This window comes from Paractinoplanes atraurantiacus (assembly GCF_900215205.1).
Classification (GTDB): domain Bacteria; phylum Actinomycetota; class Actinomycetes; order Mycobacteriales; family Micromonosporaceae; genus Actinoplanes; species Actinoplanes atraurantiacus.
Genome location: NZ_OBDY01000037.1, coordinates 17,195 through 39,198, shown reverse-complemented (window position 1 = coordinate 39,198; position 22,004 = coordinate 17,195). Strand labels below are relative to the sequence as shown.

The window sequence follows — 22,004 nt, the reverse complement described above, 5'->3', positions numbered from 1 at the left end:
CGCGTCAGGCGGCGTACCTCTCGACCAGGGTGCCGACGGCCGGGAGGGCCGCCTCGATGTGCTTGCCGGCGCCGCCGCGCACGGTGCTGTACGCCTTCACGACCACGGCCTTCTCCGAGTCCGAGGCCATGCCGTCGGTGACCTTGAGCATGGCCTCGGTGACCTCCGGGCTGCGCTTGGCCAGGTAGTCGCCGAACGTGCCGCCGCCGGCGTCCTGGAAGTCGGCCCAGAACGGCTGGAGCTGCTCGAGCGCCGACGGGACGATCAGCTCGACGGTCTGCGCGTAGTAGCCGGGGGCGAACGACGAGACGGCCTTGTAGGCGAGCTTGACCGCGGCGGCCGAGACACCGGACTTCTTGGCCAGCTCCGACTCGACGACGCCCTGAAGGTCGGTGGCGATGGCCTTGACCGAGGCTTCGTCGGCCGCGAGGTCGTTCAGGTTCGAGATCATGCGAGCGACACTATCCAGTACTTGATCTTGAATAGCTCTCCGTTCACCGATCCTGACCGGACAGTGACCGACAAATGGCCGAGTCGCCTGCTCAGAAGGCCAGAGTCTCGGGTACTTGCAGCTCAGCGCGGTCGCGGCCGGTCATCAGGTCACGGAAGGCGGCCGCCAGGTCGTCCGGGTCGACGGTCGGGATGCCGCTGATGTCGATGCCCAGGTCGAACTGGCCGCCGGTCATCGCTCGATATCCGGCGCTGCCGGTGACCATCGCGCCGATGTGCAGCACACCCGCGTACACCCCCTGGTCCTTCAATTCGGCGTGCAGCGACAGTACGTAGTTGCGCGCGGCCGCCATGGCCGGGCCGGGCCCGCTCATGCCCGGCCGCGGGTGGGTGGCGGAGACACCCTGCCCGAGAAGGATCGCGCCGTCGCCGCGCTCGACCATGCCCGGCAGCACGGCGTGCACGACCTCGATGAAGCTGAGCAGATGCAGGTCGAGGAGCCGCCGCACGGTGTCCGCGCGAAGCTCGGCGGCCGGTATGAAGCCCTCGGTGGCGATCGGCGCGTACTCGACGACGTCGATCGGCCCGATCTCCTTGACCAGCGCGGGGATCTCGTCGGGCCGGCTGAGGTCGGCCGCGAACGCCGTCGCCTCGATGCCCTCGGCCGCCAGCTCGGCGGCCAGCGTGCCGAGGCGCGCACGATCGCGGGCGACGAGCGCGACCCGGTAGCCGTCGCGGCCGAAGAGGCGCGCCACCGAGCTGCCCAGGCCGGTTCCGGCCCCGAAGACGGCGATGGTTCTGGTCATGACAGCTCCCTTAAGTTGATGAGGCCCTCAACTTAGACGAAAGTTGAGGGCAGTATCAAGTTCGGAGGATCTATGCTCGTACGGTGACCTCGCCGCTCCGCCGTGACGCCCGCCGCAACATCGAGCGCGTCGTCGAGGCCGCGACCGAGGCGTTCCGCGAGCACGGCCTCGAGGTGCCGCTGGAACACATCGCCCAGCGGGCTGGAGTCAGCCCCGGCACCGTCTACAACCGTTTCGGCGGCCGCGACGCGCTGATCGACGCGGTGATGCCGGCGCTGATCGAGGCCCGGGTGCGGGAGGCGATCGACCGCGCGCTGGCCGAACCCGACCCGTGGGACGGGTTCGCCGTCTACGTGACGATGCTGTGCGAGCTTCAGGCCACGGATCTGGCCGCGGGTGACGCGCTCGGGCGGCGCTACCCGTCGGCGGAGCGGCTCACCGAGATCTGCAACGCGCAGATCGGGGACGCGCAGACGATCCTCGACCGCGCACACCAGGCCGGGGCGTTGCGGGCCGACTTCACCACCGAGGACATGCCCTATCTGTTCTGGTCGAGCGCGGCCGTCGCCCGGGCCACAGCCGACACCGCGCCGGACGCGTGGCGGCGGGCGCTCGCGCTCACCCTCGACGGGCTGCGCGCCTCAGCCGCCCATCCGCTGCCGGCGCCCCCGATGACGCACGACGAGATGCTGGCGGCGATGACCGCCCTCGGTGAACGGCGTCAGGGCAGGAGCTGATCGAGGGCGGGCGCCTTGGTCAGTATGCCGTCGCGACGGCCCAGCTGGGCCAGCCGGTCGATCGACGGACGGTTGATCTCGCCCGGCCAGCTCGGCAGGATCATCGCGATCCGGACCGTGTCGTTGATCGTGGTGTAGGTGCCGACGATGTCGCGGACCTCGTCCGGGTGGCTTCCGGCGTACGCCATCGAATCCTTTATCGCGGCCGTGAACTGGGTGACCAGATCGGGGCTCTTGGCGATCTCGGCCTCGCTGGTGAAATAGAGCGCCACGGTCAGGTTGGCCGCGGTGTCCACGAAGTTCGACGCCACGATCTGGCCGCCCTGGGTGAGCACCTGCGACAGTTGCGGCTCGACCACCCAGGCGGCGTCGACCCGGCCTCCCTGCAAAGCGGCCGGCATCTCGCCGAACGGCATGGCCTCGAACTTCAGGTTCGCCGGATCGCCGCCCGCACTGCGCACCGACTGCCGTACGGTCGTGTCGCCCAGATTCTTCAAGGTGTTGACCGCGATCGTCTTGCCGGTCAGATCCTTGGCCGAGCGGATCGGGCTGCCGTCGTGCACGACGATCGCCGAGAAGTCGCGCCCGGCCCGGCCGGTCGACGACACGCCGGCCGCCACACCCTTGAGCTGAGCGCCGGAAGTCTGCGCGGCCATCAGCGACGTGACATTGCTGAAGCCGAACGGGTATTTGCCGCTGACCACGTTCTTCACGATCGCCGAGCCGCCCTGCTCGGGCACCAGCGTCAGGTCGATGCCGCGGCTCGCGAAGAAGCCCTTGGCCTTGCCGAGATAGATCGGCGCCACGTCGACGATGGGCACGACGCCGACGGTGACCTTGGTGCCGCCGCCGGTGTCGCCCTTGTCGTCCGACGAGCAGGCCGCGGTGGCCAGCAGCAGAAAGACAACGGCGGCGGCGACGATCCGGCGCATGGGTCCGCTCCAGGGGAGATCAGGGGCGCATTTGCGCCGGGCGAACGGTACCCGATCTCCGAGCCGCTGGGGACCGGCCAGAAGGGACGAACATCAGGGAGTCTTTCGTGCTAGGAGCCGGCGAGTTTCCGCAGGGCGTCGGCGGCCCCCTCGGTGAGGGGCTGGCCGTGGCCCGGCAGGATCGTCCTGACGTCCAGGGCGGCCAGCTTCTTGAGCGACGCCGCGGCCTGGTCCAGGTCGGCGGTGTATTGAGGATCAGAACCGGCAAGCCCTTCCGTCGTACGCAGGGCGTCGCCCGCGACGAGGGTCCCCGTCGACGGGTCGAAGACCGAGATGTGCCCGAGCGTGTGCCCCGGCGTCCCGACAATCTGCAGCCCGAAGACCTCGTCCCCGTCGGCCAGCGGCTTCAACGGCTGCTGCGCGTTGACGATCGAGCCGACGTCGTCCTGCCCGGCGTAGAAGGTCGCCTTCACCTTCGGCTCCACGTCCGGCAGCCCACCCACGTGGTCCTGATGCTGGTGGGTGAGGATCACATGCTTGACCTGGCCCCACCCGCTCCCGGCGGCGGTCAGGGCCGACCCGATGGCGTCCCCCGATCCCGGCGTCCCGAGGTCGACGACGGCCGCCTCATCGCCGCGGATCAGCAGATAAGCCGACACGTACGACAGGCTGACCCGCTCCCAGCCGCCCATCGAAGCGCTCGCGGCACCGGACGGCGCCGAGGCGGCCGGCGCCTCCGAGCCGGAGCACCCGCTCACCGTGTTCACAATCGTCAGGCCGAGAACGCCCGCACCCGCACTGACAAGCAACCGGCGGCGCGAGAGCAGAAAGTCCGTCATGGTCCGATGATTTCCGCCCTCCCACCTCGATCACCATCCAAACGCCCGTGTCTTAACCGATTCGTATCACGGCGCTGTTGCACCGTCGGTGCCTGTCTTCGCTGGCCAGACCACCGCGGGAGGAGTTCCCGCCGCAGATGCTGTGGGAGCAGATGACCAGAGACATCATCATCAATGACCCCAGAATGCTTGCCGGCATTGCAGGGATCGCGACTCACGCTGAGGCACGGGCAGAGCTCAATCAACGCGCGGACACGACAATGCTCCGTTGATGCACTCGAATGACATGATCCCGGGGTGCCGTCCGAAGCATTCTTCTCGACCACAGCCCAAGTCTTGCCGACGCTGCTCATCGCCTTCGCCGTTGAGGGCGGGCTCCTGCTGCGGGACCCACTCAACGGGTGGCGTCAGCGACTCCGCCTCTTCTACGCCCGCATGTACAGAGACATGGAGAAAGATCCTGACTGGCCATCGTTCGACAATTGGATAGGGCGCGTCCTGGTTGCCCAGACCAGGAACCTCCGCAAGGAAATCCTGTTCTTCGCCTACCTGGTGCTAGTGCTCATCGCAGGGGGCGAGATCGTCGCAACGGCAGTTTTGTTCCTCGGGCGACCAGACAACTGGATCACCAAGGCCGCCGGGATCGTATGTGTCATCGCCATGACCTGCGCCACCGTCATCAGCGCTGCGGTGCCGGTGGCCAGGCTCCGGCTCGAAACAGGGTTGCGGCTTGTCGACACTCTTCCAAAGCGCAGCCCTCTGGAGGTCCGCTTGGCCTGAGGCGCTAGCCGGACACAGGCCCATTGGAGTCGTAGCGAAGGTCATGTCATTGTGGCGGGCTTCCCAGGCCCTCGTGCAAAGGCGGATTGACCACCGGCTGGCCGACGTGCGCTTCGGCCTCGTCGAGGGCTAGCTCGGCACCCACAATGCCGGTTGTGGGGGTCCCAGCAGACCCAACCTGGGTGCCTTACGACAGTCCGCGCTCTCGAGCCACCTTCACCGCCGCCAAATACATGTCACCGTACGGAGTGCCGTGCGGGACGCCGGCCGGTCCCGACCTGAGCTCGGCCAGGTACCAGGCGACGGCCTTCTCGACGAGGTCGCACTCCGCGGCGGTGGGGTTTGCTGCCGCGGCGAGAGTCGCGTGTACCTGGGCCTCTTGCAGCACGACCGCGATCGAGGCAGGTTCCATGCCGCGGGTGTAGTTCCGGTCTTCCAGCAGACCTAAAAGTTCCTCAGCTTTGGCCTTGTGTTCGGTGGGCGTCATGTCGGTTCCTTCCGGCAGCGGGCTGAGGGCGAAAAGGCTGGGCCGTCGGGATGATCTCGCCAGCCGCGACCGGTCATTGCACGGGCCACGGCTCGTTCAACGATCGTCATCCATGATGGCTACGCATGATCTGCGGGACAGGGCCTGGCGGCCGCCGCAGGTCAGCGGGTCTTGCGGACCTTGCCGCCACGCCGGAGGAACCGGCCGAGGACATGCACGACGATGACCGCCACGACGATGCCGCCGGCCCAGTGCTGCCACGGACCGGCCGTCAGCAGAAGCCCGCCCAGGGCCAGGTGGGCGGCCACGGCCAGCGCGACCACGGCGACCACGGCGAGGGGAAACCGGCGGCGGTGGGTGGCGTTCCCGGGCGGATCATCAGGGTCGTGGGTCTCGCTCCGGCGCAGCACGACGATGCCTTTCACAGTCAGGGATACGGCAGGGCCGGCCCGTGGGCCGGCCCTGCCGTCCGGTCGTCACGGGCGAGGGGCCCGGCGATCCTTGCGTGCCTCGAGTTCCTCCTCGCTCACAAAGGTGAGCACCGGCTGCCCCGGAGGAGCGAGCAACGTCGCGATGTACTGGCTCTCGCTGTCCGGCAGGTTGTTGCCGCCCTGGTAGTGGATGACGTCGCCACCCGGCTCCCAGAACGTCTCACCGGCTTTGATGACCCGCTGCGGCTCGCCCTCCAGCTCGAATATCACCTCACCCTTGATGACGTACCCGAACGCGGGCCCGGGGTGACGGTGCGGCGGAGTACCAGGGTTCCCACCCGGCAACGTGATCAGCACGGTCTTCACCTCGGCGCCGGCCGGGATGGTCGTGCCGGGAACGGACGCGAGGATCTCCACGCTTTCCTTCGGCGTGGACGCGTTTTCTGCGCTCATGAGGGGGAGTCTCACCTTCTACGTTGTACTAGCTCCCCTGTATGACAAGGCGGCGATCTCATCTGTGACAGTCACCGGCGGTTCATTCAGGCGCCAATGTCCTCGGCCAGCCCGAGAAGGCGAACGGTTTCGAGACCCATTCGTTGCTCTCAACCGCTGCGTCGAGCTTGCGGACGATGGTCCGCAGCGCGGTGATCGTTTGCTCGCGAATCAGGTTCTCAGCCAGGCCGCGCCCGGTGGTGGTGAGCTCGAGATGCTGATAACGCAGGCGCCCGCGGTCCCGCTCGAGACCCGACCAGCGTCTTTGATGTCGCTGTGTTCGCAACATCGCAACTAGGTGATGGTGGCGCCGCGCGGATCGCGCAGAACGGCGCGTCTGATCATCAACGGCGTCAGCCCGAACGACTGATCGACACTGCGCGTACCGGACAGCAAGGTGATCGAGTGACGAACGACCCCCGGCCCTGGCCGCCGCCCGCCCCAGCGCCCAACGGCAAGAAGACCAGCAACACCATCCCGATCATCGCGTTCGGCGCGATCGCCGTAGCCCTGATCGCCTGCGCCGGTGTGTTCGTCAACCAAGCCGTCACCGCCGGCCCCGAACCCAAGGCCACCACCGAGACGGCCCGGAACCTGGCCGCCGTACCCACCACAGCGAGCACACCTGCGGCGCCGCCGGCAACCATCGAGCCCGCTGCCGGGACCACCACGCCGACGGTGGTTCCGCCCACCGCCACCGCGGTCACCACGACGCCGACGCCAGCGGCCACGCCGAGCCGCACCCCTGCCGCCGAACCCGCGCCGACGCGGACCAGCGCCAAGCCGGCGACGACAAAGCCGAAGCCGCGGCCCACCACCACGAAGCCGAAACCGCGCAAGACCACGAAGCCGCCCACGTCGGTGTACTACAAGAACTGCTCGGCCGTACGCGCTGCCGGTGCCGCCCCCATCCATCGCGGCGAACCCGGATACGGTCGCCACCTCGACCGCGACGGCGACGGTGTGGCCTGCGAATAAGCCTGGACGCGACGAAGCCCTGGCCTTGTGTTGACGGCCAGGGCTTCGTGGTCAGCGCAAACCTCACCGTAGAGCCGATTCTTATCCGGTGACTCTGGGTACGGAGAGCGGGTATGACGGTCTACGGAATCCATGCCTCTCATGAGCAGATCCCGCCCGCCGAGCTGCTGGCCGCCGTGGTCGCTGCGGAGCAAGCGGGGTTCGAGGCAGCCATGTGTTCTGACCACTTCTCGCCGTGGAGCGCGCGGCAGGGCCAGTCCGGGTTCGCCTGGTCGTGGCTCGGGGCCGCTCTCCAGGCGACCAACCTGTCGTTCGGTGTCGTGAACGCTCCGGGGCACCGCTACCACCCGGCGATCATCGCGCAGGCCATCGGCACCCTCGCCTCGATGTATCCGGGGCGGTTCTGGGCGGCGCTGGGCAGCGGTGAATACAGCAACGAGCATGTCGTGGGCGGGGAGTGGCCCCGCAAGGACGTGCGGGAGGCGCGCCTGCTGGCGTCGGTCGACGTGATCCGGGATCTGCTGGCCGGCAAGGAGGTCACCCGGGACGGGATCATCACCGTGGACCGGGCGAAGCTCTGGACCCGGCCCGAGCAGGCGCCGCCGCTGATCGGGGCCGCGGTCAGCACGAAGACGGCCGCCTGGTGCGCGAAGTGGGCCGACGGGCTGGTCACCGTGAACGCGCCCGAGGAGCATCTGCGCGCGATGATCGGCGAGTACCGCAACGCCGGCGGCACCGGGCCGGTCTGCCTTCAGGTACACCTGAGCTGGGCGCCGACGCGGGAGGAGGCCGAGCGGATCGCGTACGACCAGTGGCGCAGCAACATCTTCCCGCCGCCGGTCTGCTGGGACGCCGAGACCGTCGAGCACTTCGACGTCATCTCCGAGAACGTCACGGTGGAGCAGGTCGCGAAGGTCGTCAACATCTCGGCCGACCTGGAGGAGCACACCGAGCTGCTGCGCCGCTACGCCGCTCTCGGCTTCGACCGGATCTACCTGCATCACGTCGGGCAGGATCTGACGCCGTTCATCGATGCCTTCGGGAGCAAGGTGCTGCCCGCCCTCCGCTGAGTTGTATACAAACTGCCGCTACCTCTTGCGTCACACCGCGCCCTCTCGCCAAGATTGCATACATCCACGGCGAGGGGGGTTCGGTGCGGGCAGCGGCGGAGCAGGCGGCACAGAGGCTGCGGGAGGAGATCCTCGCGGGAGTCATCCCGTCCGGGGCGCGGCTGGGAGAGGTGGAGCTCGCCGGCCGGCTGTCGGTGAGCCGCACGCCGATCCGTGAGGCGCTGACCCGGCTGGCGGCCGAGGGCCTCGTCGAGATCCAGCCCAACCGCGGGGCCCGCGTCGTGAGCCGTTCCGACGAGGAGCTCCGCGAGATCTTCGAACTGCGACTGCGGCTTGAGCCGTACGCCGTGCAGCAGGCCGTGCCGGCACTCAGCCCCGAGCAGCTCGACGACCTCGAGGCGCTCGCCACCGAGATGATCGAGGCCGGCGACCGGGATGCTCTGGTCGAGCTGAACCGCCGCTTCCACAGCATCTTCATCGAGGCCGCCGGCTCGCGGCCCCTGGCCGACGCGCTCCGCGGCGTCACCCACGCCCCGGTCGTACACCAGAACTTCCACAACTACACGCCGGAGGGCCTGCAACGCAGCCTGCACCACCACGTGGAGATGGTGGCCGCGGCCCGCGCCGGCGACGGGGACTGGGCCGAGGCCGTGATGCGGGCGCACCTCTACAACGCCCGCGCGACCATGGTGGGTGCCCGATGACGCTTCCTCTGGACGATCTGCGCGTGGTCGAGTTCGGGCAGCTGCTGGCCGGGCCGTTCTGCGGTCAGCTGCTCGGCGACTTCGGGGCCGAGGTCATCAAGGTGGAGGACCCGGCCAAGGGCGACCCGATGCGCGAGTGGGGCCGGGAGAAACCGCACGGCAAGTCGCTCTGGTGGCCGGTGGTGGCGCGGAACAAGAAGTCGGTGACGTGTGACCTCCGCACCAGAGAGGGTCAGGCGCTGATCAGGCGGCTGATCGACACCGCCGACATCGTGGTCGAGAACTTCCGGCCGGGCACCCTGGAGCGCTGGGGCCTCGCGCCCGAGACACTCTGGAAGACCAATCCCGGCCTCGTCATCACCCGGGTCACCGGCTACGGCCAGACCGGCCCCTACGCGAGCCGGGCCGGCTTCGGCTCGATCGGCGAGGCCATGGGCGGCATCCGTTACGTCATGGGCGAGCCCGATCAGCCGCCCGTGCGGGCCGGCATCTCGCTCGGCGACTCGCTCGCCGCCACGTACGCCTGCCTCGGGACCTTGACCGCGATTCATCACCGCACCAGGACGGGGCGCGGGCAGATCGTCGACTCCGCCATCTACGAGGCCGTGCTGGCCATGATGGAGTCGCTGCTGCCCGAGTGGGCCATCGCCGGATACCAGCGGGAGCGTACCGGCGCCACCCTGCCCAACGTCTCGCCCAGCAACGTCTATCCGACCGGCGACGGTGACCTCATCCTCATCGCGGCCAACCAGGACAGCGTCTTCGGCCGTCTGGTGACCGTCATGGATCAGCCCGGCCTGGCCACCGACCCGCGCTACGCGACGCACGGCGCGCGGGGCGCCGCGATGGCCGAGCTGGACACGCTCATCGCCGAGTGGACCTCCACCCGCAAGGCCGAGGAGCTGCTCACCGCCCTGCACGCCGCCGGCGTGCCGGCCGGGCGCATCTTCCGGGCCAAGGACATGTTCGCCGACCCGCACTTCGCGGCCCGCGAGGCGATCGTGACCGTGCCCCACCCCGACTTCGGCGAGCTGCCGATGCAGAACGCGACGCCCCGCCTGTCCGCGACGCCGGGCCAGGTGCGCTCGGCCGGGCCGGCGCTCGGCGAGCACAACGACGAGATCTACGGCGGCCTTCTCGGCCTCGGCGAAACGGAGCGCGCGAACCTGCGCCAACAAAAGATCATCTAAGGAGGACCATGTCCTATCGGCTCGGCGTAGATGTGGGCGGCACCTTCACCGATGTGCTGCTGGTCGACGAGGAATCAGGTTCGACGTGGCGGGCGAAGACCGCCTCGACGCCGAGCGATCAATCAGTGGGCGTGCTGAACGGCATCGACAAGGTCTGCGCCGAGGCCGGCGTGGACCGCGCGGTCATCCGGCACGTCCTGCACGGCACGACGGTGGCCACCAACGCGATCCTGGAACGCAAGGGCGCCACCGTCGGATTGGTCACCACCGAGGGCTTCCGCCAGGTGCTTCAGATCGCCCGCTCGTTCGTGCCGGGCGGCCTGGCCGGCTGGATCATCTGGCCCAAGCCGGAGCCCCTGGCCGAGCTGGAGAACACGGTCGAGGTGCCGGGGCGCATCGCCAGCGACGGCACGATCGTCACCGAGCTGGACGAGCAGGCCGCCCGGCATGCCCTGAGGAAGCTCAAGGGCGTCGAGTCCCTCGCCATCTCCCTGATCAACGCCTTTGCCAACGACGCTCACGAGCGGCGGCTGGCCGAGCTGGCGAAAGAGGAGATGCCTGGCGTCGAGATCTCGCTCTCCAGCGTCGTCCTGCCCGAAATGCGGGAGTACGAACGGGCGCTGACCACGGTCGCGAACGGCTATGTCCAACCGCAGGTTGCGCGATATGTCGCCAACCTGAGCGACAAGATCAACACTGATCTGTCCATTCTGCGGAGTGACGGCGGCTTGGCGAAGGCCGCGGCGGCTGCGGCGGCGCCGGTCACGATGCTGCTCTCGGGGCCGGCCGGCGGCGTCACCGGAGCGGTCTGGGTGGCGGAGCAGTCCGGCCACCGCGAGCTGCTCACCTTCGACATGGGCGGCACCTCCACCGATGTCGCCCTGGTCCGCGAGGGGCAGGCGAGGATCGGAAGAGAGACCAAGGTCGGAGATTTGACCGTACGAGCGTCGGCCGTCGACGTGCGTACCGTCGGCGCCGGCGGCGGCTCGATCGCCCACGTGCCCGAGCTGACCCGCGCGCTGCGGGTGGGCCCGCAGTCGGCCGGGGCGGAGCCAGGCCCCGCCGCGTACGGCAAAGGCGGCGACGCGCCCACCGTGACCGACGCCAACGTGGTGCTGGGCTACCTGCCGGCGGCCCTGGCCGGCGGCGAGATCACGCTCGACCGGGAGGCGGCCCGCGCCGCCGTGCAGACCGTCGCCGACGCCATGGGCCTGCCCAGCGCGGAGGCGGCCGCGGCCGGCATCGTCGACATCGTCAACGAGAACATGCTCGGCGGCCTGCGCCTGGTCAGCGTGCAGCAGGGCTACGACCCGCGCGACTTCGCGCTGGTCGCCTTCGGTGGCGCCGGTCCGCTGCACGCCAACGCGCTCGGCCGGCTGACCGGGGCCTGGCCGGTGATCGTGCCGCCCTCGCCGGGCGTGCTGTGCGCGCTCGGCGACGCCACCACCTCGGCCCGCGACGAGGCCGCCCGGACCGTCCTGCGCCGCCTCGGCGACCTGACCCCGGACGAGTTCACCGCGATCTTCGAGGAGCTGGCCGGGGCCGCGTCGAGCCGGGTCGCCGCCGCGCAGGTGACTTACTCGGCGGATGTACGTTTCGTCGGGCAGGGCAACGAGCTCCCGGTGACCGTGGAGCTGGGGGAGGGTCCGGCCGGCCTGGCCGCGCGCTTCGACGCCGAGCACGAGCGGCTGTTCTCCTTCACCCTCGACGTCGACCACGAGCTGGTGAACGCCCGGGCCACCGTGACCGGCGAGCGCCCACGTGTCACGCCGATCCACCTGGAGAAGGGCGACGGCGACCCGTCGTCGGCGCGGACCGGGGAGACCCGCGTCTACGTCGACGGTGACTTCGTCGACGCCGCCCTCTACGACCGGCTGCGACTCCGGGCCGGCGACGTGGTGCCCGGCCCGGCGATCGTCACCGAGATGGACTCGACCACCCTGATCCTTCCCGGCCACGCCGCGGTCACCGACCCCAGCGGCAGCCTGCTGATCCGTCCCGCCGAGAGCCTGGAGGGCTGAAATGGCACGCATCGTCGAGTCGTCCACCGAGCCCCTCGCGGCGACGGACGTCGACCCGGTCACCCTCGACCTGGTCGAGAACGGGCTGCGCAACGCCCGCTACGAGATGGACGAGGTCCTGTTCCGCACGGCGCTCTCGCCCGGCATCCGGGAGCAGCACGACGAGTTCCCGCTGATCGCCGACCCGGCCGGGCGCATGGTGGTCGGCCAGTTCGGGCTCTCCATCCCCGACTTCCTGGCCGGTTTCGCCGGTGACATCCGCGAGGGCGACGTCCTGCTCACCTCCGACCCGTACGCGTGCGGGGCGGCGATCAGCCACGCCAACGACTGGCTGGTCGTCCTGCCGATCTACGTCGAGGGCCGGGTCGTCGGGTGGGCGTCGATGTTCGGGCACATGTCCGACGTCGGCGGCAAGACGCCGTCCTCGATGCCGACCGACGCCCGGACGATCTACGAGGAGGGCGTGGTCATCCCGCCCTTCAAGCTGTATGACGGCGGGCGACTCAACGAGGACGCGCTGCGCATCATCCTCAACCAGGTGCGGGTGCCCGACTGGAACCGGGCCGATCTCAACGGGCTGGTCGCGGCCTGCCGCACGGCGGCCCGGCGGGTGCAGGAGATGTGCGCGCGGTTCGGCGTGGCCACGTATCTCTCGGCCCTGGACGCCCTGCTGCAGCGCAACTACGACGCCATGAAGACGCTGCTGCACGTGGTCTTCGAGGAGGGGCGCACCCTCTCGTTCACCGATTACATCTGCGACGACGGGGTGGGCTTCGGCCCGTACGAGCTGAAACTGTCCCTGACCCGCACGGGCGACCGGGTGCATCTCGATTTCAGCGGCTCGTCGCCCCAGGCGATCGGCCCGGTCAACTATTACCTGAACGAGAACCTGGCCCGGATGTTCTTCGGCATCTACATGATCACGGTGGCCGATCCGCAGATCCTCTGGAACGACGGCTTCTATCCGCTGGTCGACGTGACGATTCCCGACGGGTCGTACTGGAAACCGAGGCACCCGGCCGCTCTGAACGCCCGGAACCACGGCATCGGGCGGGTCTTCGACCTGTTCGGTGGCCTGTTGGGACAGACGAATCCGGCGCTGCTGAACGCGGCCGGATTCTCGTCCTCACCGCATTTCATGTATTCCGGCAATTATTCGTCGGGCGACCGCAAGGGCGAATGGTTCCAGCTCTATTCGATCGGTTTCGGCGGCATTCCGGGACGGCCGCTGGGCGACGGGCCGGACGGGCATTCGCTGTGGCCGAGCTTCGTCAACATCCCGTGCGAGTTCCTCGAGTCGTACTATCCGCTGCGCATCGAGAAGTGGGAGACGGTGGCCGACACCGGCGGCGCCGGGCTGCATCGCGGCGGCAACGGCGTCGACGTCGCCTATCGCTTCCTCGAGCCGGGGACGATCGCGATCCACGACGACCGCTGGCTCACCTATCCGTGGGGCGTCAACGGCGGCGAGCCGGGCGCCCGCGGCCGCAAGTGGATCGACCGGGCCGGCGGGGAGCGCGAGGTGCTGCCCAGCAAGTGCCACGACGTGCCGGTGCGCCCGGGCGACGTGCTGCATTTCGTCACCTGGGGTGGCGGCGGCTGGGGCGACCCGCTGGCCCGCGACCCGGAACTGGTGGCCAAGGAGGTGCGGCGCGGCCTGGTCACCCGCGAGGGCGCCCGCCGCTACGGCGTCGTGGTGGACGAGGCCGGCGCGGTCGACGCGGCGGCGACCGCCGAGATCCGCGGCGAGGCTCGGCCGGAAAGGCCGGTCTTCAACATGGGGCCGCCGCTCGACGAGATCTTGGCCCGTTGCGAAGAAGAGACGGGCCTGCCGGCTCCCCGGAGGCCCGTCTGGACGTGACTTCCTACGATGTCGCCGGGTCGCTGATCAGCATCTCCGGGTGGCGGCCCAGGAAGGCCGGAAGCTTGTCCTCGGCGGTGGCCTTGAACAGGTCGCGGGTGGCGTCGTTGACGCCCTCGCCGCCGCTGACCGAGGCGAACGTGCCGCCGTTGGTCTTGATCGGAATCAGGTCACCGGCGGCCAGGCCCTTCATGCCGAAGATGAAGTCGGTGACGGCGACGCCGTGGGTGTCCATCTTCAGCGAGGTGCCGGCCGCGGCCAGGATCTTGGAGACCTTGGTCGGGTTGCTGATGACGCCGCTGCTGGTCGCCTTCTTCATCATGGCCCGCAGGAGCTGCTGCTGGTGACGCTGGCGGTCGTAGTCGCCGTTGTCCGAGTGCCGCAGGCGCGAGAACTCCAGCGCCTCCCACGGCTTCATGTTGCGGCAGCCCTTCTCGAACCAGAGCGCGTTCTTCGGCGGGCTCTTCGGGTCGGCGCCGTGCGCGTACTCGATCTTGCCGTTGTTGACCAGGTAGTGGCTGGACCACATGCGTTTGTCGACGCACATGTAGACGCCGCCCATGGCCTCGAGGATGCCCTTGAAGCCGCTGAAGTCGATGACCACGATGCCGTCGAACTCGATGCCGGTCAGCTTGTTCACCGTCTTGGTGGCGAGCTTGGCGCCGCCCTGCCAGCCCTTGCCGTCCTTCGACCCGTTCGCGTAGGCGCCGTTGATCTTCTCGGTCGCGCCCCGGAAGCCGAGCTCCTCGTCGGCCGGGATGTCGACGATCGTGTCGCGCGGGATCGAGATCATGTACGCCTGGTCGTGCTTGGCCGTGATGTGCAGGATGATCATCGTGTCGGAGCGGGACAGCTCGCCCTTCTCCTCCCAGCCGGTCCGCGTGTCCAGGCCCAGCATCAGGATGTTCATCGCGCCCTCGGGCATCTTGCCCGCGGCCACGGCCTTGTTGCTCAGGCCGGCCGAGTCGAGAACGCTCGACGTCGTCTGGATGTTGCTGGTGAGCTGGTTGAGAAAGTACTTCACCGAGACCAGGCCGCCGCCGCCGACCACCAGCAGAACCGCACCGAACGCCGTGATCAATTTGGTCCATAGCGGTAATTTGCGACGTCTCGGTTTCTTTTTCTTACCGCCGCCGGAGCCGCCCTGCGGCTGCCGCTGCCCTCGTTCCCCCAACGTGGCCTGTACCGGCATAGGTGCTGAACTCCTCACTGTTTGGCCATAGCCTCCGTGAGGCCGCGCTCGTCGCCAGACAGAACAGATATATGGTCGCGAACCGTTAGTCAACCCGGAAGATCACTTCTCGACGCCGCGTGATTCCGCGGCGACTTTCGGATTCATAATATCGACGATTCGTAGCCTGGCGAGGGCGCAGAGCGAGCGATCCGGCCGCCGCCGGGCCCCGGCCTCACTGGGGAACGTTGATCTCCGGCCCGCCCGCCGGAGACCCGGCGCCGGCCGCGTTGACCGAGGCCACCGCGATGGCGTAGTTGTGGCGGCTGGTCAGCCCGGTGATGGTCGCGCTCAGGCCGCTGGTGCGGACGCTGGCCACGAAGGCGTTCGGGTTGGCCCGGTCCATGTAGTAGACGACGTAACCGTTCACCGTGTCGCTGTAGAGGCCGGTCGCCCTGCTCCACGACACGGTGAGCGAGCCGGGCCCGGACGAGGTCGTGATGTTCGGCGGCCCGTCCGCGGTCAGCGGGTTGGCCGTGACGCTCGCGGCCGGCGACGCCGGGCCGGTGGAGATGCCGCGGTTGGGCAGGACCCGGAACTCGTACGTCGACCCGCGCACCAGCCAGCCGGTGTCCCATTCGTCGCCGGGAATCGGCAGCGGCAGCCGCTGCCACTGCTGGCCGCTGTCCTTGAGCCGCTGCTCGAACCAGTACCCGCCGGCGCCGAAGCTGTGCGCCCAGCTGACGTGCACGCCGGTGCCGGTCGGGGTGGCCGTGATCGAGGTGGGCGCGGCCGGGCTGAGCAGGTCGGGACCGGAGGTGGCGGTGAACGTGCCGCCGACACCGAAGGTGCCCGAGAGCACTGTGGCGAACGCCTTGGCGATCTTGTGTTCGCCGGAGCCGTTCGGGTGCAGCCCGTCGTAGGCGTCGAACTGCCACTGGTAGTCGCCGGCGATGTCGGCCAGCGCGACCGGCGACGCGGCCGTGCTCACCGAGGCCAGCGCCGCGGGCAGCTTGCTGTTGTACTCGTTGATGATCGAGTCCAGCTGGGGCAGTTGATCCAGCGGCTCCCGGTGCACGACGTTGGCCACGACCACCTTGATGCCCGGCCGGGCCGCCCGGGCCTGGGTGATCAGGTTCTTCATGTCGCCGATCAGCCCGTCCGGGTTGGACACACCCCAGCCGAGGTCGTTGAAGCCGAGCTCGACCAGCAGGTAGTCGGGCTGGTAGGCGCCGACCTGGGTCCTGATGTCACCCATGGCCTGGTGCGCCTGCCGGCCCCACTGGGCGAAATGGGCGCTGTCGAAGGTCAGATAGCCGCGGTAGGCGCCGTTGAAGACCGGCGGGGCTGCCACCTCGGGAAAGCCGTCGGGCAGGTCCGAGGGGACCCGGGTGGTTCCGGTGTACGGTCCCACGAAGTCGGCCGCGGCGCCGCCGGTGGCCAGGTGCTGCCAGAGCCGGTAGCGCCAGGTGTAGTCGCCCTCGAGGCCCTGGCTGATCGAGTCGCCGACCACCATGATCTTCCGCGAGCCGGATCCGATCATGAAGGATTCCTCGGCCGACGGGTACGGCCCGCTGACCGGCGCCGTGGTCTGGCTTCCGGCGACGTCGTAGACGACCGACTTGGCCGCGACGACCTGGCCCCACTGCGCGGCGGTCGGCGTGTAGCTGGTGGCGGTCGTGGTGACGGTGAACAGCACCGAGCCCGTGTAGCCGCTGCGCACCCGCAGGGTGAAGCTGTTGTTGAGGTGACCGGGTATGCCGCCCGCGGTCCACCGGAACGGCACCAGGGCGTTGCCGATGCTGTCGGCCGGCAGCAGCCCGCGCGGCGCCATGCCGTGCGTCTGGAGGATCCGCCGGGCCGCCTGCACCTCGCTCGGCCCGCGGCTCGCGGTGATCGCCGGCCAGGCGGCGCCGAACGTGGTGGCGTTGGCCGAGTCCAGCCGGTTCAGGATGTCGGCCAGCCCCCACTGCACGGTGTCCTTGCCGCCGCTCACGTCGTCCTCGATGGTGTCGTAGAGGTCCCACAGCGCCCGCTGCACGGCCAGCTCGCTGTCCTCGCCCTTGGGCGCGCAGTCGCCGGTGGGATCGTTGGTCTCGATGTTGTAGGCGACGGTGCCGCCGGCGTTGTGCGGCGGGCCCGGCCGGTCCTCGTAGGTGAGCCCGCCGGCGTTCGGCACCGGTGGCAGCGGGACACTGGCCAGCAGGGCCAGCCCGTAGAAGGTCGCCCAGCCCTCCGACCAGGCCAGGTCGAGGCCGGCGGCCTTGCCGCGGCCCTCCTGGCCCCAGGCGTTGTCGCAGATGCCGTGGTCGCCGCCGTCGTTCGGGCCGTTCAGCCCGGCCTGGGTGGCGACGATGTGCCCCGACTCGTGGGCCAGCACGTCCCAGTCGAAGGCGTCCTCGCCGCAGTACGTGTTGGTGCCGCACATGGTGTCGCCGCCGCTCATCCAGATGTTCCCGCCCCGCGCGAACGAGCCGGCCTGGCCGGACGGGTAGAAGACGATCAAGGCCGGTTGCCAGGACGACTTGCGCACGCTCTGATAGAAGCCGCCGACCGTGCGCAGCGCGTCGAACAGCGCGAAGGCCCGGCCGGTCACCGAGAAGTAGTCCACGTTGACGGTTATGCCGCTGACTGTGGCGCCGGCGGTGACCGGGAAGACGGCGCTGTAGGCCACGTAGTTGTCGGCGCCGCCGGTCGTGTCGACCTCGCCGAAGGTGCCGACCGCGACGACCCGGATCCGGTAGTCGCCGGTCGGCAGGGTGGCCGAGCTGAACGAGAAGGCACCGCCGTCGGAGGCGTAGCCGGTGCCGTACTCCTGACCGGTGGCGGCGACCAGCTGCACCCGGGCGCCGCGGATCGGCCGCTGCGTGTTGGCGAGGTCGCGGTAGCTGATCGATCCCGCGATCGTGGTGGTGGCGGCGAGCTTCGTCCCGCTGGTGCCCGTGCTGCCGGCGGCCTGGTGCAGGCGGGCGCGCCGGGTCTCGAACTCGGTGGCCGTCACGCGCCCGGCGCTGCGGTCGGCGGTCAGGGCGGCGTCGCCGAGCAGGCCGTAGGCGCCGGCCGAGACGAGCGTTCCGTGGTGGGGCCGGACGGCCAGGAACCCGGTGTCGGCGCCGGGCAGCGGCTGCGCCACCAGGCCGAAGTCACCGTCGCCGGTGGCCGGGATGGCGAAGACGACGCGTACGGCCCGCTCGGCCTCCATCTTTTTCAGCGGGTGAGTGATGTGGGTCAGTTCGTCGTCTCCCCGATGGACAGTCAGCCGGATCCGGCCCGCCGGGCGATCCACGAGCGAGCGCAGGGTGACCTCGACCTGCCGTCGCCCGGGCGTCAGCGCCAGCCCGATCTCCATCCGGCTCGACTCGTCCGTCTGCCGCACCGCCGCCGTCGGTGCGGCGGCGGCCGGCCCGGCCACCACCGCACCGCTCAGCGCGAGCAGCACCGCCGTCGTCGCGTGCAACCAGCGCATCCCAGCCCCCGTCCCGTGATACCTGCGGGTAGCTTCGCCGGGCCGTGTTGTGGGATTGTTGTGGCTCGATGTCTCCGGGGGAGCCGCGTGATCGAGTTCCGCCTGCTGGGCCCGGTCGAGATGTGGGTCGACGGTCACCGCCTGGAGGCCGGCCAGCCCCGCCAGCGCACGGTCCTGGCCGCCCTGGCCGCCGACGCGGGCCGGGTGGTCACCACCGATACCCTGATCGACCGCCTGTGGGGCGACACGCCTCCGGCCACGGCCCGCCGCTCCCTGCACGCCCACGTCACCCGGGTCCGCCGGGTGCTCGACGAGGTCGGCGACCAGGTGGCGCTGAGGCGCCGCGCCGGTGGCTACCTCCTCGACGCGGCACCGGAGCTCGTCGACCTGCACCGGATGCGCGGGCTGCTCGACCGTGGCCGCCGCAGCCCCACCGAAAGGGTCGCGCTTCTGCGCGAGGCCGTCGCCTTGTGGCGCGGGGAGCCCCTGACCGGCATCGCCGGCCCCTGGGCCGACCGGATGCGCCAGAGCTGGCGACAGGAGCGCCTCGACCTGATGCTGGCCTGGTCCCGGGCCGAGCTCGCCGCCGGCAACCCGGGCGAGGTGATCCGCCGCCTCTCCGAACTGACCGGTGACTATCCCCTGGCCGAGCCGCTGAGCACCGAGCTGATCCGCGCCCTGCACGCGGCCGGCCGCTCGGCCGAGGCGCTGGAACGCTATGCCGCCATCCGCCGGCGCCTGGGTGAGGAACTCGGCGTCGACCCCGGCCCCGAGTTGCAGGCGCTGTACCGAACCCTCCTGGGTGCCCCGTCACCACCCACCGACGTCGTCCCGGCGCCCGCGCAACTCCCCGCCTCGGTCGCCGGTTTCGCCGGGCGGGGAGCGGCCCTGGCCGAGCTCGACGACCTGCTCGCCGCATCGCTTACCGCCGGCGGCGCCGCGGTGATCGCCGCGATCTCGGGCCCGGCCGGGGTCGGCAAGACCTCGCTCGCCGTGCACTGGGCGCACAAGGCCGCGGCCCGATTCCCGGACGGCTGCCTCTACGTGAACCTGCGCGGCTTCGACACCGGCGGCCAGATGCTCGACCCCGGCGAGGCCGTCCGCGGATTCCTCTACGCCCTCGGCGTCCCGCCCGACCGCGTCCCGTCCACATCGGAGGCCCAAGCCGGCCTCTATCGCAGCCTCCTCGCGGGAAGACGCCTGCTGGTCCTGCTCGACAACGCCCGCGACGCCGACCACGTACGGCCCCTGCTGCCCGCCTCCCCGGCGGCGCTGACCCTGGTGACCAGCCGCAACCAGCTGACGCCCCTGCTGGCCACCCACGGCGCGCACCCGGTCGATCTCGCCGCCCTCCCGGCCGCGGAAGCCCGCGAACTGCTCGCCCGCCGCCTCGGCCCCGGCCCGATGGCCGCCGAGCCGGACGCCGCCGCCGCGATCATCGCCGCCTGCGCCGGGCTGCCCCTCGCGCTGGCTATCGCCGCCGCCCGCGCCCGGCAGAACGACCTCCCCCTGACCGCCTTGGCCGGGGAACTGGCCGGCGCCCGGATCGGGGCGCTGGACGCGGGCGACACCAGCACCCGCGTCGAGACGGTCTTCTCCTGGTCGTACGCCGCGCTGAGCCCCTCGGCCGCCCGCCTGTTCCGGCTGCTGGCCCCGCTGCCCGGCCCCGATGTCTCAGCCGTCGCGGCGGCGTCCGCCGCCGGCCGCCCGCTGCCCGAGGTGCGGCGTGACCTGGCCGAGCTGGTCCAGGCGAGCATGCTCCTCGAGCCGGCCCCGGGCCGGCACACCTTCCACGACCTCCTGCGCGCCTACGCCACCGGACTCGCCCCGGACGGCGACCGCGACGCGACGGCCCGGCTGCTGAATCACTACCTGCACACCGCCTACGCCGCCAACATGCTGCTCGACCCGGCACAGGACCCGATCGCCCTGGACGGACCGGTGCCCGGGGTCACGCTGGACCCGCCGGCCAAATATCAGGAGGCCATGGACTGGTTCGCCGCCGAGCGGCTCTCGCTGCTGGCCGCCCTCAAGGTGCCCGGCTTCGACACGGTGACCTGGCAGCTGTGCCTGAGCATGGTCACGTTCCTCGACTGGCAGGGTTACTGGCACGACCTGGAGGCCGCCGCCCGCCTCGCGGTCGGCGCCGCCGCCCGGAGCTCCGACGCGGTCGCGCTGGCCCGCGCCCACCGGCATCTCTCGATCGCCCACCTCGGCCTGAACCGTTTCGCCGAGGGCGAGGCCGAGCTCCGTACGGCTTTGGACATCAGCACCGCCTCGGGCGACGTCATCGGCCAGGCCTTCGCCCACAACGGCCTGGCCTCCCTGCACGACCGGCGCGACCGGGCCGACCTCGCGCTCCCGCACGCTCGCCGCTCGCTGGAACTGTTCGAGTCCGCCGGCCACCGCGTCGGCCAGGCCAACGCCCTCAACTCGGTCGGCTGGTACCAGGCCCTGCTCGGCGACCACGAGGACTCCCTGACCTCCTGCCGCCGCGCCCTGGCCCTGCTGGAGGAGCTGGGCGACCGGTACGGCCAGGCGCACACCTGGGACAGCCTTGGCTACGCCGCCCACCACCTGGGCCGCCACCCCGACGCCGTCGACTGCTACCGGAACGCCGTCGCCATCTTCCACGACCTCGGCGACCGCTACCAGGAGGCCGACACCACCACCAAGCTGGGCGACACCCACCAGACCGCCGGTGACCTCCCCGCCGCCCGCGCCGCCTGGGAGCACGCCTGCCGCATCCTCACCGACCTGAACCACCCGGACGCGGCCGCCCTCCGGGCAAAGCTCGGCGGCTGATGGAGATGCCTTGGTGCCCGGCCTGGGCACCAAGGCATCACGGTCACACGCCGGCCGTCGACTGGATCCAGGCGCGGTTGTAGGCGACGCTGCCGTAGTACTGGCGGCTCGTGCCGTCGGCGGTGGAGGCCACGCCGACCTGGGCGCCGTTGTAGACCTGCGGGCCGCCCGAGTCGCCGCGCCACGCGTTGCCGTTGATCCGCGTGCTTCCGATGGCGCGGCCGCCGTACGCGTCGGTCTGGTTGGTCGAAGTGACCTGGACCGTCGCGGTCTTGAGCGTGGTCGACGCGCTGCAGCCGCTGTAGCAGGTCATGCCCCAGCCGTAGATGTTGTTGGTCGAGCCGACCGGCGGGTACGCGCTGGACAGCGGCATGTACGACGTCGTGATCGGGCTGGCCAGGCGCATCAGGGCCAGGTCGTAGCGGGTGGCCGTGCTGCTCACGGCGCGGGTGGTGCCGCCGGAGGTCCGGTTGACGCTGCCGACTCGCACCGACATCGTGCCGCTGATGCAGTGCCGCGCGGTGAGCACGTAGTTCGCCGAGATGATCGTGCCCGAGCAGGTGAAGCTGCCGTTGCTGAGCACGGCGGCGGCCCACGGCGCGGACGAGACCGTCCCACCGCCGATGATGTTCGTAGACGGATCCTCGACCGCGGCCGAGGCGGCGGACGGAACGGCCAGGGCACCGGTGAGGGCGGTGGCAAGCGAAGCAACGACGATGCGGATGCGCACGCCGAACTCCTTCCATAGACGGCTGTCGAAGTACCGTACGTGTGCGGGGCCCTC

General features: G+C 70.2%; 20 protein-coding genes. 9 read left to right on the top strand and 11 right to left on the bottom strand.

Translation table 11 applies throughout. The annotated features are described in order from the left end of the window. Nucleotides 1–4: 4 nt before the first annotated feature. Nucleotides 5–451, bottom strand: a complete 447-nt coding sequence (locus tag CRP55_RS45610) for a DUF6918 family protein (RefSeq protein ID WP_097328346.1) — start codon at nucleotides 449–451, stop codon at nucleotides 5–7. Nucleotides 452–542: 91 nt separating this feature from the next. Beyond that, entirely contained in the window at nucleotides 543–1,256 is a 714-nt protein-coding gene (locus tag CRP55_RS45605) for an SDR family NAD(P)-dependent oxidoreductase (protein ID WP_097328345.1), read from the bottom strand. Nucleotides 1,257–1,339: 83 nt separating this feature from the next. Here CRP55_RS45605 and CRP55_RS45600 point away from each other — a divergent pair, with 83 nt between their 5' ends. Next, a complete protein-coding gene (locus CRP55_RS45600; RefSeq protein WP_097328344.1) occupies nucleotides 1,340–1,993 on the top strand; it encodes a TetR/AcrR family transcriptional regulator in 654 nt (217 codons plus the stop codon). On the opposite strand, the gene CRP55_RS45595 is transcribed toward CRP55_RS45600, so the two are convergent. Then, on the bottom strand, nucleotides 1,978–2,925 hold the full coding sequence (locus CRP55_RS45595) for an ABC transporter substrate-binding protein (protein WP_097328343.1): 948 nt from the start codon (nucleotides 2,923–2,925) through the stop codon (nucleotides 1,978–1,980). The two genes, CRP55_RS45600 and CRP55_RS45595, sit on opposite strands and share 16 nt — an antisense overlap. Nucleotides 2,926–3,035: 110 nt before the next feature. Continuing rightward, a complete protein-coding gene (locus tag CRP55_RS45590) occupies nucleotides 3,036–3,764 on the bottom strand; it encodes an MBL fold metallo-hydrolase (protein ID WP_097328342.1) in 729 nt (242 codons plus the stop codon). A gap of 297 nt (nucleotides 3,765–4,061) precedes the next feature. On the opposite strand from CRP55_RS45590, the gene CRP55_RS45585 reads away from it, so the two are divergent. Next, nucleotides 4,062–4,544: a hypothetical protein gene (locus CRP55_RS45585; RefSeq protein WP_097328341.1), complete on the top strand. Its 483-nt coding sequence runs from the start codon at nucleotides 4,062–4,064 to the stop codon at nucleotides 4,542–4,544. A 187-nt stretch (nucleotides 4,545–4,731) separates the two neighbouring features. Here CRP55_RS45585 and CRP55_RS45580 read toward each other — a convergent pair whose 3' ends face one another. From CRP55_RS45580 to CRP55_RS52550, 4 genes are all read right to left on the bottom strand, one after another. Then, nucleotides 4,732–5,031: a hypothetical protein gene (locus CRP55_RS45580; protein ID WP_097328340.1), complete on the bottom strand. Its 300-nt coding sequence runs from the start codon at nucleotides 5,029–5,031 to the stop codon at nucleotides 4,732–4,734. 161 nt (nucleotides 5,032–5,192) lie between these two features. Beyond that, a complete protein-coding gene (locus CRP55_RS45575) occupies nucleotides 5,193–5,456 on the bottom strand; it encodes a hypothetical protein (protein ID WP_097328339.1) in 264 nt (87 codons plus the stop codon). A 51-nt stretch (nucleotides 5,457–5,507) separates the two neighbouring features. Next, nucleotides 5,508–5,915 (bottom strand): cupin domain-containing protein, encoded by a 408-nt coding sequence (locus CRP55_RS45570; protein ID WP_097328338.1) that lies wholly within the window; start codon nucleotides 5,913–5,915, stop codon nucleotides 5,508–5,510. 82 nt (nucleotides 5,916–5,997) lie between these two features. Continuing rightward, a complete protein-coding gene (locus CRP55_RS52550) occupies nucleotides 5,998–6,243 on the bottom strand; it encodes a hypothetical protein (protein ID WP_143235400.1) in 246 nt (81 codons plus the stop codon). 116 nt (nucleotides 6,244–6,359) lie between these two features. Here CRP55_RS52550 and CRP55_RS45565 point away from each other — a divergent pair, with 116 nt between their 5' ends. From CRP55_RS45565 to CRP55_RS45540, 6 genes are all read left to right on the top strand, one after another. After that, nucleotides 6,360–6,932: an excalibur calcium-binding domain-containing protein gene (locus tag CRP55_RS45565; RefSeq protein WP_245923775.1), complete on the top strand. Its 573-nt coding sequence runs from the start codon at nucleotides 6,360–6,362 to the stop codon at nucleotides 6,930–6,932. Nucleotides 6,933–7,045: 113 nt separating this feature from the next. Then, complete coding sequence (locus CRP55_RS45560; RefSeq protein ID WP_097328337.1) at nucleotides 7,046–8,002, top strand: TIGR03885 family FMN-dependent LLM class oxidoreductase; 957 nt, start codon at nucleotides 7,046–7,048, stop codon at nucleotides 8,000–8,002. Nucleotides 8,003–8,085: 83 nt separating this feature from the next. Continuing rightward, the gene (locus CRP55_RS45555; protein ID WP_097328336.1) at nucleotides 8,086–8,706 is read left to right on the top strand and encodes a GntR family transcriptional regulator; all 621 of its coding nucleotides are present in this window, start codon (nucleotides 8,086–8,088) and stop codon (nucleotides 8,704–8,706) included. Then, nucleotides 8,703–9,896, top strand: a complete 1,194-nt coding sequence (locus CRP55_RS45550; protein WP_097328335.1) for a CaiB/BaiF CoA transferase family protein — start codon at nucleotides 8,703–8,705, stop codon at nucleotides 9,894–9,896. Before CRP55_RS45555 ends, CRP55_RS45550 begins: the two co-directional genes overlap by 4 nt. An 8-nt stretch (nucleotides 9,897–9,904) precedes the next feature. After that, entirely contained in the window at nucleotides 9,905–11,917 is a 2,013-nt protein-coding gene (locus CRP55_RS45545; RefSeq protein WP_097328334.1) for a hydantoinase/oxoprolinase family protein, read from the top strand. A 1-nt stretch (nucleotide 11,918) separates the two neighbouring features. Then, nucleotides 11,919–13,778 (top strand): hydantoinase B/oxoprolinase family protein, encoded by a 1,860-nt coding sequence (locus CRP55_RS45540; RefSeq protein ID WP_097328333.1) that lies wholly within the window; start codon nucleotides 11,919–11,921, stop codon nucleotides 13,776–13,778. A gap of 4 nt (nucleotides 13,779–13,782) precedes the next feature. Here the strand turns inward: CRP55_RS45540 and CRP55_RS45535 are convergent, their stop codons facing one another. Beyond that, nucleotides 13,783–14,859 (bottom strand): LCP family protein, encoded by a 1,077-nt coding sequence (locus tag CRP55_RS45535; protein ID WP_179855632.1) that lies wholly within the window; start codon nucleotides 14,857–14,859, stop codon nucleotides 13,783–13,785. Nucleotides 14,860–15,184: 325 nt separating this feature from the next. Continuing rightward, the gene (locus CRP55_RS45530) at nucleotides 15,185–18,415 is read right to left on the bottom strand and encodes a GDSL-type esterase/lipase family protein (RefSeq protein ID WP_097328331.1); all 3,231 of its coding nucleotides are present in this window, start codon (nucleotides 18,413–18,415) and stop codon (nucleotides 15,185–15,187) included. Between the two features lie 87 nt (nucleotides 18,416–18,502). On the opposite strand from CRP55_RS45530, the gene CRP55_RS45525 reads away from it, so the two are divergent. Beyond that, nucleotides 18,503–21,220 carry an AfsR/SARP family transcriptional regulator gene (locus CRP55_RS45525; protein ID WP_218855020.1) on the top strand — a complete coding sequence of 906 codons (2,718 nt, stop codon included), beginning with the start codon at nucleotides 18,503–18,505 and terminating at the stop codon, nucleotides 21,218–21,220. A gap of 43 nt (nucleotides 21,221–21,263) precedes the next feature. Here the strand turns inward: CRP55_RS45525 and CRP55_RS45520 are convergent, their stop codons facing one another. Further along, entirely contained in the window at nucleotides 21,264–21,950 is a 687-nt protein-coding gene (locus CRP55_RS45520; protein WP_097328330.1) for a S1 family peptidase, read from the bottom strand. Nucleotides 21,951–22,004 lie beyond the last annotated feature (54 nt).

Bases quoted from the DNA above. Each gene is read 5' to 3' on its own strand.
- CRP55_RS45610 (WP_097328346.1), bottom strand. From the start codon at position 451: ATGATCTCGAACCTGAACGACCTCGCGGCCGACGAAGCCTCGGTCAAG.
- CRP55_RS45605 (WP_097328345.1), bottom strand. From the start codon at position 1,256: ATGACCAGAACCATCGCCGTCTTCGGGGCCGGAACCGGCCTGGGCAGC.
- CRP55_RS45595 (WP_097328343.1), bottom strand. From the start codon at position 2,925: ATGCGCCGGATCGTCGCCGCCGCCGTTGTCTTTCTGCTGCTGGCCACC.
- CRP55_RS45590 (WP_097328342.1), bottom strand. From the start codon at position 3,764: ATGACGGACTTTCTGCTCTCGCGCCGCCGGTTGCTTGTCAGTGCGGGT.
- CRP55_RS45580 (WP_097328340.1), bottom strand. From the start codon at position 5,031: ATGACGCCCACCGAACACAAGGCCAAAGCTGAGGAACTTTTAGGTCTG.
- CRP55_RS45570 (WP_097328338.1), bottom strand. From the start codon at position 5,915: ATGAGCGCAGAAAACGCGTCCACGCCGAAGGAAAGCGTGGAGATCCTC.
- CRP55_RS52550 (WP_143235400.1), bottom strand. From the start codon at position 6,243: ATGTTGCGAACACAGCGACATCAAAGACGCTGGTCGGGTCTCGAGCGG.
- CRP55_RS45560 (WP_097328337.1), top strand. From the start codon at position 7,046: ATGACGGTCTACGGAATCCATGCCTCTCATGAGCAGATCCCGCCCGCC.
- CRP55_RS45550 (WP_097328335.1), top strand. From the start codon at position 8,703: ATGACGCTTCCTCTGGACGATCTGCGCGTGGTCGAGTTCGGGCAGCTG.
- CRP55_RS45545 (WP_097328334.1), top strand. From the start codon at position 9,905: ATGTCCTATCGGCTCGGCGTAGATGTGGGCGGCACCTTCACCGATGTG.
- CRP55_RS45540 (WP_097328333.1), top strand. From the start codon at position 11,919: ATGGCACGCATCGTCGAGTCGTCCACCGAGCCCCTCGCGGCGACGGAC.
- CRP55_RS45530 (WP_097328331.1), bottom strand. From the start codon at position 18,415: ATGCGCTGGTTGCACGCGACGACGGCGGTGCTGCTCGCGCTGAGCGGT.